This is a genomic window from Glycomyces sp. NPDC021274, assembly GCF_040641195.1.
Classification (GTDB): Bacteria; Actinomycetota; Actinomycetes; order Mycobacteriales; family Micromonosporaceae; genus Glycomyces.
Genome location: NZ_JBFADC010000002.1, coordinates 74,706 through 89,165 on the forward strand (window position 1 = coordinate 74,706; position 14,460 = coordinate 89,165).

The 14,460-nt window shown below is 71.3% G+C and carries 13 protein-coding genes, 1 pseudogene and 1 riboswitch; of the genes and pseudogenes, 12 read left to right on the forward strand and 2 right to left on the reverse strand.

The annotated features are described in order from the left end of the window. Window positions 1-321 precede the first annotated feature (321 nt). The 8 genes from AB0I03_RS04240 (at window position 322) to AB0I03_RS04275 (ending at window position 9,150) form a co-directional block, all read left to right on the forward strand. Window positions 322-930 carry a CDP-alcohol phosphatidyltransferase family protein gene (locus AB0I03_RS04240; RefSeq protein WP_360406145.1) on the forward strand — a complete coding sequence of 203 codons (609 nt, stop codon included), beginning with the start codon at window positions 322-324 and terminating at the stop codon, window positions 928-930. A gap of 117 nt (window positions 931-1,047) precedes the next feature. Beyond that, window positions 1,048-1,425, forward strand: a complete 378-nt coding sequence (gene gcvH, locus AB0I03_RS04245) for a glycine cleavage system protein GcvH (RefSeq protein WP_360406148.1) — start codon at window positions 1,048-1,050, stop codon at window positions 1,423-1,425. 34 nt (window positions 1,426-1,459) lie between these two features. Beyond that, window positions 1,460-1,897, forward strand: coding sequence for an FHA domain-containing protein (locus AB0I03_RS04250; RefSeq protein ID WP_360406151.1), 438 nt, complete (start codon window positions 1,460-1,462; stop codon window positions 1,895-1,897). Window positions 1,898-2,022: 125 nt separating this feature from the next. Next, a complete protein-coding gene (locus AB0I03_RS04255; protein ID WP_360406154.1) occupies window positions 2,023-2,493 on the forward strand; it encodes a bifunctional nuclease family protein in 471 nt (156 codons plus the stop codon). A 95-nt stretch (window positions 2,494-2,588) separates the two neighbouring features. Then, window positions 2,589-3,146, forward strand: a complete 558-nt coding sequence (locus tag AB0I03_RS04260) for a MerR family transcriptional regulator (protein ID WP_360406156.1) — start codon at window positions 2,589-2,591, stop codon at window positions 3,144-3,146. 21 nt (window positions 3,147-3,167) lie between these two features. Next, window positions 3,168-3,268: riboswitch (glycine riboswitch) on the forward strand. 77 nt (window positions 3,269-3,345) lie between these two features. Then, window positions 3,346-6,198: an aminomethyl-transferring glycine dehydrogenase gene (gcvP, locus tag AB0I03_RS04265; protein ID WP_360406159.1), complete on the forward strand. Its 2,853-nt coding sequence runs from the start codon at window positions 3,346-3,348 to the stop codon at window positions 6,196-6,198. Between the two features lie 89 nt (window positions 6,199-6,287). Continuing rightward, window positions 6,288-7,949, forward strand: coding sequence for a VWA domain-containing protein (locus AB0I03_RS04270; RefSeq protein ID WP_360406162.1), 1,662 nt, complete (start codon window positions 6,288-6,290; stop codon window positions 7,947-7,949). Between the two features lie 61 nt (window positions 7,950-8,010). Then, a complete protein-coding gene (locus tag AB0I03_RS04275) occupies window positions 8,011-9,150 on the forward strand; it encodes a chorismate-binding protein (protein ID WP_360406165.1) in 1,140 nt (379 codons plus the stop codon). Here AB0I03_RS04275 and AB0I03_RS04280 read toward each other — a convergent pair. Continuing rightward, window positions 9,147-9,398, reverse strand: coding sequence for a hypothetical protein (locus AB0I03_RS04280; RefSeq protein ID WP_360406168.1), 252 nt, complete (start codon window positions 9,396-9,398; stop codon window positions 9,147-9,149). The two genes, AB0I03_RS04275 and AB0I03_RS04280, sit on opposite strands and share 4 nt — an antisense overlap. A gap of 212 nt (window positions 9,399-9,610) precedes the next feature. Between AB0I03_RS04280 and AB0I03_RS04285 the strand changes: the two are divergent. Beyond that, window positions 9,611-9,973: pseudogene (locus tag AB0I03_RS04285) on the forward strand (ankyrin repeat domain-containing protein); the annotation flags it as partial. Between the two features lie 59 nt (window positions 9,974-10,032). Here AB0I03_RS04285 and AB0I03_RS04290 read toward each other — a convergent pair. After that, window positions 10,033-10,959 carry a LysR substrate-binding domain-containing protein gene (locus AB0I03_RS04290; protein ID WP_360406171.1) on the reverse strand — a complete coding sequence of 309 codons (927 nt, stop codon included), beginning with the start codon at window positions 10,957-10,959 and terminating at the stop codon, window positions 10,033-10,035. Window positions 10,960-11,036: 77 nt separating this feature from the next. On the opposite strand from AB0I03_RS04290, the gene AB0I03_RS04295 reads away from it, so the two are divergent. The 3 genes from AB0I03_RS04295 to AB0I03_RS04305 are packed head-to-tail and all read left to right on the forward strand — an operon-like array spanning window position 11,037 to window position 14,456. Further along, a complete protein-coding gene (locus AB0I03_RS04295; RefSeq protein ID WP_360406174.1) occupies window positions 11,037-11,774 on the forward strand; it encodes a succinate dehydrogenase cytochrome b subunit in 738 nt (245 codons plus the stop codon). 1 nt (window position 11,775) lies between these two features. Next, complete coding sequence (locus AB0I03_RS04300; protein ID WP_360406177.1) at window positions 11,776-13,713, forward strand: fumarate reductase/succinate dehydrogenase flavoprotein subunit; 1,938 nt, start codon at window positions 11,776-11,778, stop codon at window positions 13,711-13,713. Next, window positions 13,710-14,456 (forward strand): succinate dehydrogenase/fumarate reductase iron-sulfur subunit, encoded by a 747-nt coding sequence (locus AB0I03_RS04305; protein ID WP_360406180.1) that lies wholly within the window; start codon window positions 13,710-13,712, stop codon window positions 14,454-14,456. The genes AB0I03_RS04300 and AB0I03_RS04305 overlap by 4 nt, the downstream gene beginning before the upstream one ends. Window positions 14,457-14,460 lie beyond the last annotated feature (4 nt).

Below are 14,460 nucleotides of genomic sequence, written 5' to 3' on the forward strand. Positions count from 1 at the left end.
ATCAGTGCCCTGGGCCGGGCCGTTCGCGCCGGCCCGGGGTTGTTTCCTGTCACGTTTTCAAGGCCGCCACGCCGCCATCGGCGTCCTCAATGGACGGTGCGGTGCGGGCCCCAGCTCGACCGCTCCTGACAGTGCGCGCCCAGGGGCCGCCGCGGCGGTGCGCAAATTCCGCGGTACAGGTGTCGGACCCTCCGGTTAGAATCCAGATACACACCCACCGAACCGGACTTGACGAACCGCCCGCCGCACCGTCGGGCGAGAGGAGACCGACCCAGGGCACGCGGTCGCGCAGCGTCAGCGGGCCCCGCCGAGAGGACCGCCTTGAGCAAACCAGCAGCAGCGCCGCTCCCCGGTTGGGGCGTGTGGACGTGGCCCAACCTGGTCACCGCCGTACGCCTCCTCGGCATCCCGCTGGTGTGCTACCTCCTGCTCGCCACCCAGTACTACTGGCAGGCCGCGATCATCCTCGCCGTCGGCGGCGGCACCGACTGGGTCGACGGGCAGCTGGCGCGCCGCTTGAACCAGGTCTCCAAGCTCGGCCGGCTCCTCGACCCGTTCGTCGACCGGCTCTACATCCTCTCCTCGCTGCTCATGCTCACTTTCCTGGGACTGCTGCCGTGGCTGTTCGCGATCGTGGTGCTCCTGCGCGACGCCGTCATGGTCTCGATGGTCATCGTGCTGCGCTGGCACGGCTACGCGCCGCCGCAAGTGCACTTCCTGGGCAAGTGCGCCACCGCGATGGTGTTCATGTCGTTCCCGGTCCTCGTCATCGCCGGCCTCGTGGCCGACGCGGACACGTGGGCCGCCCCGCTGGGCTGGGCGCTGGCGTGGTGGGGGCTGGGCCTGTACTGGCTCGCCGCCATCGTGTACCTGCGCCAGGCCGCCGGGCTCCTGCGGACCGGCCGCCCGCACACGAGCGTGGCCGCGTGAGCGCCGCGCGCCGATGATCACGAGCCGCGGCCCCGCCGCAGGCGGCCCGCGCCCGGGCGATACCGTCATGATCGTCCGACCCGCCAGGCGGCGGGGTTTCCAAGAGGGGAGCGCCAGGTGATTCCGGAGCAGTTGCGTTACACCGCGGAGCACGAGTGGGTCGAAGCGCGAGAGGGCAACGTCGTGCGCATCGGCATCACCGAGTTCGCTCAGAACGCGCTCGGCGACGTGGTATTCGTCCAGCTCCCGGAGGCAGGCACCGAGGTTCGGGCAGGAGAGGTGGTCGGCGAAGTCGAGTCGACCAAGAGCGTCTCCGACGTGTACGCTCCGTTGACCGGTAAGATTCTTTCGTGCAATGACGAATTGTCGGAATCCCCGGAATTGGTGAACAGCGACCCCTATGCGGCGGGCTGGATGTTCGACATCGAGGTCGAGGATGCCGGCTCGCTCACTGCTTTGCTCGACGCCGGAGCGTATGCGAAGCTTACGGAGTGACCAGAGGGTCCAGACTTGTAGAAGGTGGCAATCCATGACGCGTTCGAATGACGAGTTCCCTCCGCCGGATGTGACGGCCACGATGAACCTGTCCGCTCTCCAGGAGAGCGGCGAGGTCGACGCGGAGATGAACGCCGCGAACCTGGCGAGCTCGCTTCCCGCGGGGACCGCACTGCTGCTCGTCCGCCGCGGACCGAACGCGGGCGCTCGCTTCCTGCTCAACCAGGAGGTGACCACCTCCGGGCGGCACCCCGATTCCGACATCTTCCTCGACGACGTGACCGTATCGCGGCGCCACGCCGAGTTCCACCGCGACGCGGCCGGATTCACCGTCCGCGACGTCGGCAGCCTCAACGGCACCTACGTCAACCGCGAGCGCGTGGAGACCGCGGGCCTGGGCAACGGCGACGAGGTCCAGATCGGCAAGTTCCGCCTCGTGTTCGTCAGCGGCCCCAAACTGACCGCGGCCTGACCGGGCCCCCGGCGACCGCCCCGCGGACGCCGACCGCGAGTAGGCTGAAAGTCTCGAGGACCCGCCCGGGGCCACCCCGGCGCGGGTCCGTTCCAGGATTACGGCGACCCGTTGGAGGCGAACCGGTGCGGATGATGACCGTAGTCGGGGTCCGCGTGGAACTCCCGAGCAACCAGCCGGTGGTCCTGCTCAAGGAGACCGAAGGCCACCGGTACCTGCCGATCTGGATCGGGACCGTCGAGGCCGCCGCCATCGCCTACCAGCAGCAGGACGTGCAGCTCTCCCGTCCGCTCACCCACGACCTCATGCGCGACGTGCTCGAGGCCCTCGACGTCACCCTCACCAGCGTCGAGATCACCGAACTGCGCGACACCGTGTACTTCGCCGAACTCGTGCTCGACGGCCGCACCCGCGTCTCCTCCCGCTCCTCCGACGCGATCGCGCTCGCCCTGCGGGCCGAGGCCCCCATCTGGTGCGCCGACGCCGTCCTCGACGAAGCCGGCGTCGTCCTCCCCGACACCCAGGAGGACGAAGTGGAGAAGTTCCGCGAGTTCCTCGAAGAGGTCACGCCCGAGGACTTCGGCGAGAGCCAGTAACCCCCGCGACCTGCCCGAGGTTTTCTCTCGTTCAGCCCATGGTGGAGTGTCCGGAAGCTTACGCTCACCTCGACACCACCTAGGGGAGGAAAGCCATGGACGCCCACAGTGAACCCGCAGGCCGCACGGCCGTCCCCCCCAACCAGATCCGCGGCTGGAGAGGCACCGCCGCCTGCCGCGTCGTCGGCATCTCCTACCGCCAGCTCGACTACTGGGCCCGCACCGGCCTCGTCGAACCCTCGATCCGCCGCGCCTCCGGATCCGGCTCCAACCGCCTCTACTCCTTCCGCGACATCATCGTCCTCAAAGTCATCAAACGCCTCCTCGACGCCGGCGTCTCCCTCCAGAACATCCGCAAGGCCGTCGAGGCCCTGCGCTCGCGCGGCGTCAAGGACCTCGCCGAGATCACCCTCATGTCCGACGGCTCCACCGTCTACGAATGCCGCTCCGCCGGCGAGGTCATCGACCTCCTCCGCGGCGGCCAAGGCGTCTTCGGCATCGCCGTGCGCACCACCGTCACCGAGGTCATGGGCCGCCTCGCCACCCTCCCGGGCGAAGCCCCCGTCAAGACCCCCACCCGCCTGCACCCGCCCGAGCAGACCCAGGCGCACCACACCGGGACCGTGCCCGGTCGCCGACGCACCGCCTCCTGACCTACCATGGCCGCAGAGCCGCAAAACCGGGCGGGAGAGATCGTGGGCCACACGCGCTACACGGCACCGAAGGGGCAAGTCCCTCGCTTCAAACTCTCAGGTACCAGGACCGCCCGGCACAGGCCGCTCTGGAGCTAGCAAGGCGCTGGTGACAGACGAGGGGACCGCAACTGCCGTCGACCTGTCACCGGAGAACCCCATGACCGACCGCTCATTCGCCGCCCGCCACATCGGCACCAGCACCGCCGACCAGGACGCCATGCTCAAGACCGTCGGGCAGCCCAGCCTCGACGCGCTCATGGACGCCTGCATGCCCGCCCTCATCCGCTCCCGGGACGGCCTCAACCTCCCCGCAGCGGTCTCCGAGACCCGGGCCCAGGCCGAACTCGCCGACCTCGCCGCCCAGAACCGCCCCGCCCGCTCCATGATCGGCCTCGGCTACTACGGCACCCACACCCCCGCCGTCATCCGCCGCAACGTCCTGGAGAACCCCTCCTGGTACACCGCGTACACGCCCTACCAGGCCGAGATCTCCCAAGGCCGCCTCGAAGCGCTCCTGAACTTCCAGACCATGTGCGCCGACCTCACCGGCCTGCCCGTCGCCGGCGCCAGCCTCCTCGACGAATCCACCGCCGCCGCCGAAGCGATGCTCCTCGCCCGCCGATCCGGGAAAAAGCGCGCAGGGAACGTCTTCGCCGTCGACCACCGCGTCCTCCCGCAGACCCTCGCGGTCCTCCAGACCCGGGCCGAACCGGTCGGCATCACCCTGCACACCGCCGACCTCACCGACCCCACCGCGATCCCCGAGGACGCCTTCGGCATCCTCCTGCAGTACCCCGCCGCCGACGGCACCGTCACCGACTGGACCCCCACCGTCGAGGCCGCCCACGCGGCCGGCGCCCTCGTCACCGTCGCCGCCGACCTCCTCGCCCTCACCCTCCTCACCGCCCCCGGCGAATTCGGCGCCGACATCGCCGTCGGCTCCACCCAGCGCCTGGGCATGCCCATGGGCTTCGGCGGACCCCACGCCGGATACATGGCCGTCCGCGACAGCCTCCAGCGCCAACTGCCCGGCCGCCTCGTCGGCGTCTCCCGCGACTCCTCCGGCGCCCCCGCCCTGCGCCTGGCACTCCAAGCACGCGAGCAGCACATCCGCCGCGAGAAGGCCACGAGCAACATCTGCACCGCCCAGGTGCTCCCGGCCGTCATCGCCGCCTCCTACGCCGTCTGGCACGGCCCCGAGGGCCTGCGCGGCATCGCCGAGCACGCCGCCCGCGCCGCAGCCCGCCTCGCCGCGTCCTTCGACGCCGCCGGCATCCCGCTCGCCGGCGACGCGTGCTTCGACACCGTCACCGCCACCGTGCCCGGCCGGGCCGACGCGATCGTCGCGGCAGCCGCCGCCGCGGGCGTCAACCTCCACCGCGCCGGCCCCGACACCGTCACCATCGCCTGCGACGAGACCACCACCGACGCCGACCTGCGCACCGTCTGCGACGCCTTCGGCGTGCGCCTGGAGGACACCGCGCCGGTCCGCATCCCGGCCGGGCTGCGCCGCGAATCCGCGTACCTGACCCACCCGGTGTTCACCGCCCACCACTCCGAGACCGGCATGATGCGCTACCTCAAGCGCCTGGCCGACAAGGACTACGGGCTCGACCGGGGCATGATCCCGCTCGGCTCCTGCACCATGAAGCTCAACGCCGCCGCCGAGATGGAACCCGTCTCCTGGCCCGAGTTCGCCGACGTCCACCCCCTCGCCCCCGCCGACCAGACCCGCGGCTGGCAGGCGCTCATCGGCCAGCTCGAGACCTGGCTCGCCGAAGTCTGCGGCTACGCCGCCGTCTCGGTGCAGCCCAACGCCGGCTCCCAAGGCGAACTCGCCGGCCTCCTCGCCATCCGCGCCTGGCAGCACCACCGCGGCCAGACCGACCGCGACCTCTGCCTCATCCCCGCCAGCGCGCACGGCACCAACGCCGCCTCCGCCGTCCTCGCCGGGATGCGCGTCGTCGTCGTCGCCTGCGACGAGGCCGGGAACGTCGACCTGGCCGACCTGGACGCCAAGATCGAGCAGCACGCGGACCGGTTGGCGGCCATCATGGTCACCTACCCGTCCACGCACGGGGTGTACGAGGAGACGATCGTTGAGGTGTGCGCGAAGGTCCACGACGCCGGCGGGCAGGTGTACGTCGACGGCGCGAACCTCAACGCGCTCCTGGGCTGGGCCAAGCCCGGCCGGTTCGGGGCCGACGTGTCGCACCTGAACCTGCACAAGACGTTCTGCATCCCGCACGGCGGCGGCGGGCCCGGCGTCGGCCCGGTCGCCGTCGCCGAGCACCTCGTGCCGTTCCTGCCCTCCGACCCCATGGGCGAGACCGCTGGGCCGGTGGGGCCGGTGTCGCAGGCGCGGTGGGGTTCGGCGGGCATCCTGCAGATCCCGTGGATGTACCTGCGGATGATGGGCGCCGAGGGGGTCACCGCCGCCACCGCGTCGGCCGTGCTCGCGGCGAACTACATCGCGGCGCGCCTGCGCGACCACTACCCGGTGCTGTACACCGGCAAGCACGGGCTCGTCGCGCACGAGTGCATCCTGGACCTGCGCGAGCTCTCGCGGACCTCGGGCGTGACCGTGGAGGACGTGGCCAAGCGGCTCATCGACTACGGGTTCCACGCGCCGACGATGTCGTTCCCGGTCGCCGGGACCCTCATGGTCGAGCCCACCGAGTCCGAGGACCTCGCCGAACTCGACCGGTTCTGCGAGGCGATGATCGCCATCCGCGCCGAGATCGACGCCGTCGCCTCCGGTGCGGTCGCGGTGGAGGAGTCGGCGCTGCGCGCCGCCCCGCACACCGCCGCCGTCGCCACCGCCGACGCCTGGGACCGGGCCTACACGCGCTCCGCGGCCGCATGGCCCGCCGGGATCGGGGCCGCCCACGCGTCGCAGGGTTCGACGAGCGCGGCCAAGTACTGGCCGCCGGTCGGGCGCATCGACAATGCGTGGGGGGACCGGAACCTGGCGTGCACGTGCCCGCCGATCGAGGCGTTCGGGGAGTAGTCGAACGCGGGCCTCGCTCACCACAGTGGGCGGGGCCTGAGGCAGGGGCTTTACACTGGGCGCCGACGATTCCCCCAGGAGTGAAGCTGATGGTTTTCGGTACCACGCACAAGGTGAGGTCGCACCGGCTCGGGCGGCGACGCAAAAAGGGCGGCAACCGGATGGTGGTGGCCCCCTGGATCGTGATCACCCTCGTGTGCGTGGTCGTCGCCTCGGGTCTGACCTGGGGATTCGTGGCCCTGCTGCGGTCGGGTTGCGAGGGGCCGATGTACCGCGTGGCCATCGCGGCCGCGCCGAGCCTCGCCGGGACCCTCGAGGACGCCGCCCAGGAATGGGAGTCGACGCAGCCCGAGGCGGGCACCGGGCAGTGCATCGGCGCGGAGATCAGAGAGGTCTCGGCCGCGGACGCGTCCAAGGGGATCACGGGCAACTGGGAGACCAAGGAGCTGGGGCCGCGCCCGATCGCGTGGGTCCCCGACTCGCAGGCGTGGGTGTCGTGGCTGGCCGCCGACGAGAACACCGCCGGGTTCGTCGCGGGCGAACCGCTCGTGCTCGGCCAGGCGACTTCGGTACTGGCCGTACCGAACTCGACGGCCACCGCTCTGGGCTGGGTCGGTGGTGCAGCGCCCACCTGGACCGACGTGATCACCGCCGCGCAGGGCGGGCAGATCTCGCTCGCCGCGGCGAACCCCCGGCGGTCCACCGAGGGCCTGGTCGCGATGCTCAACGCCGCCGGCGACGGCGCGGGCGGGTTCTCCGCCGACGCCATGGCCGCCTGGAAGGGCGCGACCGGCTCGGGCACGCTCCCGCCCAGCGCTGACGAACTGCTCGACGCCTACGCCGAAGCCCCCGACCCCACTGTGGCGATCACCGCCCTGGACTACCAGGTCGAGGACTTCAACGCCCAGAGCGCGCCCCCCGACCCGCTCGTCCCCGTCATCCCGGCCGGGTCCGTCGCCGCCGCCGTCGCGACCTATCTCGTCCTCGGCGGCGGCTGGGTCTCCGAATCCGACGCCGCGATCGCCGAGCAGTTCGGGGCCTTCCTCAAGGGCCAGGTCGACTCCGGTGCGTTCGCGGACACCGAATTGCAGGCCGTCGAGGATCCGCAGGCCGCGCTGGCCCCGACGACGCCGGAGATCGTGGGCGAGGCGGTGCGGGCATGGCTGGTCGGCCGCGACGCCCTGCACGTGCTGTTCCTCATGGACCGGTCCGCGTCCACCGACGCCGAGACCGTCGCCTACGGCGGTGAGGACCTCACGGCGGGGGACGCGGCCGTCCAGGCGGCCATTGCGACGATGCAGGAGATGGAGCCGACCTACCAGGTCGGCGTGTGGGAGTACGGGGTGGGCGCGGGGGAGGACGGGCCCTACCGGGAGGTGGCGGGCCTGACCGAGCTCACCGATGACGGGCGCGACGCCCTCGAGACCGACCTGTACGACGTCTCCGACAACAGTTACGAAGGCAGTGCGCCGCTCTACGACACCCTCCTGGCGGCCAGCGCGTTCATGAACGGGCAGGCCGGGGACGGCGTGCAGAGCATCATCGTGGTCTTCACCAACTCGAGCAGGGACGAGTCGAGCGAGGGCAGCGCCGCCGACACCGCGGCGCAGCTGGCGGCGCCGACGGTGGTGTACACCGTCGGGTTCGGGGAGACCGACCCGGAGAACCTGACCACGGTCGCCGCGGCCACGGGCGGTGCGTTCATCCAGGCGCCGGCCGAGGGCGGTGTCCTGGACTCGATCGGCAGTTGAGACCGGTGAGGTGAGCCACACGGCTCGGGCCGTCGGGCCCGGGCGCGGTGATACTGGAGCCATGCCGAACTTCCGCGCCGTCCGCCCCGCCCCGCCGGGCGTGCCCGCGGCGTGCCGGGGCAGGCTCGTCGAGGTCGACCGGCTCGAATGGCGCCTGGGCGACGGCGGCGACCCGGCGGCGCTCGCCGCGGCCTTCCGCGCGCGCCACCTCGCCGGCGGCGAGCACACGGACGATGTCGGGGTGGTCTGCGGTGTCGCGGTGCTCGTCTCGGCCGCCGCCGGTGCGGCGATGATCGGCGGTGCGACCGGCGCGCCCAGTCCCGTTCCGGCCGTGCCGGACCTGGCGCTCGTCGCGTACGCGCACGGGCCCGCCCGCGAGAGCGCGCGGCCCGGTACTTTCACGGTCGGACCCTGGGAGGCCTCCTGGTCGGGTGCCGACCACGCCAAGGCCGTCACCGCAGTGCAGGACGCCATCGCCCGCGGCGACGTGTACGTCGCCAACATCGTGGGCCACCGCCGCGCCCGCTGGAGCGGCGATCCGGCCGCCCTCGCCGCGGCGGCCTCCACAGTGACCGGTGCGACCTGGGGCGGTGTGCTGTCCGGCGACGACTGGCTCGTCGCCTCCGGGTCACCGGAGTGCTTCCTCACCGCCGACGACGCCACCGCGGCGACCTACCCCATCAAAGGCACCGCACCGGCCACAGAGGACGGACGGGCCGCGCTCCTGGCCTCCGTCAAGGAACGCGCCGAGCACGTCATGATCGTCGACCTCGAACGCAACGACCTCGCGCAGGTGGCCGCCCCCGGCACCGTCACCGTGAAGGACCTCTTCCACATCGGCCGCTGGGCCGACCTGTGGCAGGCCGAGTCCACCGTCACCGCCGACCTCGCCCCCGGCACCGGCTTCACCGACCTCCTGCGCGCCATGTGCCCGCCCGGATCGGTCACCGGCGCCCCCAAACTCGCCGTCCTCGACCTCGTCGGCGGCCTCGAACCGGTCGGCCGCGGCCCCGCCATGGGCGCCTTCGGCTACCTCACCGGCCGCCGGGCCCGCCTGGGCGTCACCATCCGCACCGTCGCCCTCGACGCCGAGCACGCCCACATCTGGTCCGGCGGCGGCATCACCTGGCGCTCCGACCCCGAAGCCGAAGTGGCCGAAGCCGAAGCGAAGGCCGCCGGCGTCGCCGCCGCCCTCGCCTAAGACCGCGCCGAACGCCAGATCGCGAGCGTCTGCTCCTTCGCCTGCTCCCGCAGCGCATCGGGCCACTCCGCCCGGTACAGGCGCAGCCGCGGCGTCGAGGAGTCGAGCTCGACCACGCAGCCCAGCGCCATCGGCGGATCGGGATGGACCCGGCGCAACCACACAGTCCCGGTATTGCCGTCGTCGCCGCTCACTTGAATAGTGCGATGCTCCAATTGGAACTGCCCTAGGATTTTCGGCTCGCTCATGCCCGAGTCCTCACCGTTTGTGTCCCACCGTTAGAAGGAACCGCGGGGACTCGTGTCAGCGAAGCGCCCGCGCGGGCCCGCATCAATCTTTGCCATCCCTGCGCAGCCGTGTCAATACCCGTCTCGACACCTGCGAGGGTGAACTCCACTGGGAGCGGTCCATTGCGGAGGCCCCGCACGAACCCGTACGTCACCCGTCCGGGTGTGCAAAGCTGTGGGACGTGAGCGATGACGAGGATTTCAACGACATAGCCGAAGCCGCCTTCGACCTGGCCCGCACCGGCGAAACCGAGCGACTGCTCCGCTTCGTGGAGACCGGCCTCCCCGTCGACCTGGTGAACGGCTCAGGCGACTCCCTGCTGATGCTGGCCGCCTACCACGGCCACGCCGACACCGTCCGCGCCCTGGTCAAAGCCGGCGCCGACATCGAGCGGCGCAACGACCGCGACCAGTCCCCGCTCGCCGGAGCGGTCTTCAAGGACTACCGCGACGTCGTCACCGTCCTCCTCGACGCCGGCGCCGACCCCGACGCCGGCACCCCCTCCGCCCGCCAGATCGCCGCCATGTTCGACCGAGCCGTATTCGAGGACTTACTCGACCGCGCCTCATCCGAACCGCGACACCTGCGAACAGCTCAGAGGGCCTGCATGCCCTGCGGCAACCGCCCCCACGCATGCAGGTCCGTCAAATGCGCCTCCAGTGACGCCGCGAACGCCCCCGCCGCCTTCGTCAGCGGCGCCTCCCGCCGCGCGGCGAGCGCGATCGTGCGGCTCGCCCCCGGCGGCGCCAGCGGCGTCGCCCGCAGGCCCGGCCGCCCCGCCGCGATCATCGCCGGCAGCAGCGCGATCCCCAGCCCCGCCTCCACCAGCGACGCCACCGCGTCCGTCGCACCCCCGTCCACACCCGTGCGCGGCGTGAACCCCGCCGCCTCGCACGTCGTGATCGTCAGGTCCCGCAGGTCGTACCCGTGCGCCGGCAGCACGAACGCCTGCTCCCGCAGCTGCGGCAGCCCGATGTACCCCTGCCGCGTCAGCGGCGGCAGATGCGCGGCCGAAGCGACCACGAGCGCCTCCGACAGCAGCGGCTGGACCGTCAACCCCGTGGCGTCGGCCTTGTCGCCGATGGTGAACGCCAGATCCAGGTCCCCGGCCGACAAGTGGTCGGTCAGCGGCCCCGAACCGTCCTCGGTCAACGTCACCGTCACCCCCGGATGCGCCTCCAGGTACCGCGTCAGCAGCGGCGCGATCAGCCACGAGCACAGCGACGGCGTCGCCCCCAGCCGCAGGTGCCCCGCGCGCACCGCGAGCACGTCGTCGATGTCCGAGCGCGCCGCCGTCACCGCCGCGGTGATCCGCCGCGCGTGCGGCAGCAGCGTCTGCCCCGCGTCCGTCAACTCGATCCGGCCCCGCGCACGCGTGAACAGCGGCGCGCCGAGCTCCGATTCGAGCGCCTGGATCTGCTTGCTCAATGACGGTTGTGTCACACCGAGTTCTTCGGCCGCATGGGTGAAATGCCGGGTTTGTGCGACAGCGAGGAAGGCCTGGAGTTGCTGCGGACGCATATGCATAACCTAACGGCATCAAACAGGGCCACGCCATGAATTGGACCCGTGACCCATATCGCGTCTAGCCTCTGGACGTGTCTACGGATTTGCAGAAACGCCCCGCCGCGAGGCCGGACCAGCGCCCCCGCGCGCCGCAAGCGCCATGGCGCTCCAACATCGGCCTGAAGATCGCCATGGCGGTCTCCGGCATCCTCCTCGTGCTCTTCCTCGCCGCCCACATGGCCGGGAACCTGCACGTCTTCGAGGGCCGCGAGGAGATGAACGAGTACGCCCACGGCCTGCGCACCCTCGGCCACCCGCTCCTGCCCCACGAGAGCCTCCTGTGGATCCTGCGCATCGGCCTCATCGCCACCGCCGCCGTCCACATCTGGTCCGCGGTCGTCCTCACCCGCCGCGCCCTGGCCGCCCGCCCGGTGCGCTACGCCTCCAAGAAGCCCGCCAAGGGCGAATCGCGCCACGCCGTCGCCACCATGCGCTGGGGCGCCGTCGTCGTCTTCCTGTTCATCATCTGGCACCTCCTGGACCTCACGTTCCGCACCGTGAACCCGGTCAAGGACGTCCCCGACGCCTACGGCGCCGTCATCGCCACGTTCAGCCCCGAGCGCTGGCCCGTCACCGTGTTCTACCTGCTGGCGCTGTTCGCGCTGTTCTTCCACCTGCGCCACGGCATCTGGTCGGCCGTGCAGACCATCGCCGGCCCGGACTCGAAGTGGCGCAAGCGCACCCAGGCGATCGGCCTCGCCGTCGCCCTCATCATCGTCTTGGGGTTCGCCATCGTCCCCATCTCGGTCACGTTCGGACTGGTGAAGTGATATGAGCACTGACTTCTACCGCGAGGGCGCACCCGCCCTGGACACCAAGGCCCCCACCGGGCCCATCGCAGAGCGCTGGGAGCAGCGCCGCTTCTCCGGGCGGCTGGTCAACCCGGCCAACCGCCGCAAGCTGCGCGTCATCGTCGTCGGCACCGGCCTCGCCGGCGCCTCCGCCGCCGCCACGCTCGGCGAGCTCGGCTACCGGGTCGCCAACTACTGCTTCCAGGACTCCTCGCGCCGGGCGCACTCGATCGCCGCGCAGGGCGGCATCAACGCCGCGAAGAACTACCGCAACGACGGCGACAGCGTCCACCGCCTGTTCTACGACACCGTCAAGGGCGGCGACTTCCGCTCCCGCGAGTCCAACGTGCACCGCCTCGCCGAGGTCTCCACCGAGATCATCGACCAGTGCGTCGCCCAGGGCGTCCCGTTCGCCCGCGAGTACGGCGGCCTGCTCGACAACCGCTCCTTCGGCGGCGCGCAGGTCTCCCGCACGTTCTACGCCCGCGGCCAGACCGGCCAGCAGCTGCTCCTGGGCGCCTACCAGGCCCTGCAGCGCCAGGTCGCGGCCGGCACCGTGGACCTGCACACCCGCCACGAGATGCTCGAGCTCATCATCGTCGAAGGCAAGGCCCGCGGCATCGTCGTGCGCGACCTGGTCACCGGCGAGATCTCCACCGAGCTCGCCGACGCCGTCGTCCTCGCCACCGGCGGGTACGGCAACGTGTACTTCCTGTCGACGAACGCCATGGGCTGCAACGTCACCGCCGGCTGGCGCGCGCACCGCAAGGGCGCCTACTTCGCCAACCCCTGCTACACGCAGATCCACCCGACCTGCATCCCGCAGTCCGGCGAGCACCAGTCGAAGCTCACCCTCATGTCCGAGTCGCTGCGCAACGACGGCCGCGTCTGGGTCCCCAAGAAGAAGGGCGACGACCGCCACCCGGCCGACATCCCCGAGGACGAGCGCGACTACTACCTCGAGCGCCGCTACCCGGCGTTCGGCAACCTCGTGCCCCGCGACATCGCCTCGCGCGCCGCCAAAGTGGTGTGCGACGAGGGCCACGGGGTCGGCCCCGGCGGCCTCGGCGTCTACCTCGACTTCGCCGGCGCCATCGAGCGCCTGGGCAAGAAGGCCGTGGAAGCCAAGTACGGCAACCTGTTCGACATGTACGAGCGGATCACGGGCGAGAACCCGTACGAGCGCCCCATGCGCATCTACCCGGCCGTGCACTACACCATGGGCGGCCTGTGGGTCGACTACGACCTCTCCTCCAACATCCCCGGCCTGTTCGTGGCCGGCGAGGCGAACTTCTCCGACCACGGCGCCAACCGCCTGGGCGCCTCGGCGCTCATGCAGGGCCTCTCGGACGGCTACTTCGTCCTGCCGAACACGATCTCCGACTACCTCGCCGACGGGCCCTTCGACGCCCTCGACGAGACCCACGAGGACGTCGTCGCCGCCCGCAAGGACGTGGACGACCGCATCAGCTTCTTCCTGAACAACGACGGCGACCGCACCGTCGACTCCTTCCACCGCGAACTCGGCAAGATCATGTGGGAGTACTGCGGGATGGAGCGCACCGACGAGGGCCTGCGCAAGGCCATCGGCCTCATCCGCGGCCTCAAGGACGAGTTCTACCGCCGCGTCAAGGTCACCGGCAAGGCCGAAGCGCTCAACCAGGAGCTCGAGAAGGCCGGCCGCGTCGCCGACTTCCTCGAACTCGGCGAGCTCATGTGCATCGACGCCCTCCACCGCACCGAGTCCTGCGGCGGGCACTTCCGCGCCGAGTCCCAGACCGAGGACGGCGAGGCCAAACGCGACGACGACAACTTCTCGTACGTCGCGGCCTGGGAGTACGGGGAGGACGCGCCCGTCCTCCACAAGGAAGCCCTCGAGTTCGAATACGTCAAGCCCACCCAACGGAGCTACAAGTGAAGCTGTCCCTGCGCATCTGGCGCCAGCCCGACGCCCAAGCCCCGGGCAAGATGGTGTCCTACGAGATCGACGAGGTCTCCGAGGACGCCTCGTTCCTGGAGATGCTCGACGTCCTCAACGAGCGCCTCATCAGCGAAGGCGACGACCCGGTCGCCTTCGACCACGACTGCCGCGAAGGCATCTGCGGCGCCTGCTCGCTGGTGATCGACGGCCAGCCGCACGGCCCGCAGGCCGCCACCACGACCTGCCAGCTGCACATGCGCAAGTTCAAGGACGGCGACTCGATCGACATCGAGCCGTGGCGCGCCGGCGCGTTCCCGGTCATCAAGGACCTCGTCGTCGACCGCTCGGCGTTCGACCGCATCATCCAGGCCGGCGGGTACATCTCCGCGCCGACCGGGACCGCCCCGGACGCCCACGCCGTGCCGATCCCCAAGCAGGACGCCGACGCCGCGTTCAGCGCCGCCGCGTGCATCGGCTGCGGCGCCTGCGTCGCCGCCTGCCCCAACGGCTCGGGCATGCTCTTCATGGGCGCCAAGGTCACCCACCTGGGCCTCATGCCGCAGGGCCAGCCCGAGCGGGCCACGCGCGTGCTCGGCATGGTCGCCGCCCACGACGAGGCCGGCTTCGGCGGGTGCACCAACACCGGCGAATGCGCCGCCGCGTGCCCCAAGGAGATCGGGCTCGACGTCATCGGCAAGCTCAACCGCGACTTCCGCAAGGCCGCGGTCCGCGCCGCTTAGCGCG

Coding starts and splice junctions, on each gene's coding strand:
- AB0I03_RS04250 (WP_360406151.1), top strand. CDS start 1,460: ATGACGCGTTCGAATGACGAGTTCCCTCCGCCGGATGTGACGGCCACG.
- AB0I03_RS04260 (WP_360406156.1), top strand. CDS start 2,589: ATGGACGCCCACAGTGAACCCGCAGGCCGCACGGCCGTCCCCCCCAAC.
- gcvP (WP_360406159.1), top strand. CDS start 3,346: ATGACCGACCGCTCATTCGCCGCCCGCCACATCGGCACCAGCACCGCC.
- AB0I03_RS04270 (WP_360406162.1), top strand. CDS start 6,288: ATGGTTTTCGGTACCACGCACAAGGTGAGGTCGCACCGGCTCGGGCGG.
- AB0I03_RS04275 (WP_360406165.1), top strand. CDS start 8,011: ATGCCGAACTTCCGCGCCGTCCGCCCCGCCCCGCCGGGCGTGCCCGCG.
- AB0I03_RS04280 (WP_360406168.1), bottom strand. CDS start 9,398: ATGAGCGAGCCGAAAATCCTAGGGCAGTTCCAATTGGAGCATCGCACT.
- AB0I03_RS04290 (WP_360406171.1), bottom strand. CDS start 10,959: ATGCGTCCGCAGCAACTCCAGGCCTTCCTCGCTGTCGCACAAACCCGG.
- AB0I03_RS04300 (WP_360406177.1), top strand. CDS start 11,776: ATGAGCACTGACTTCTACCGCGAGGGCGCACCCGCCCTGGACACCAAG.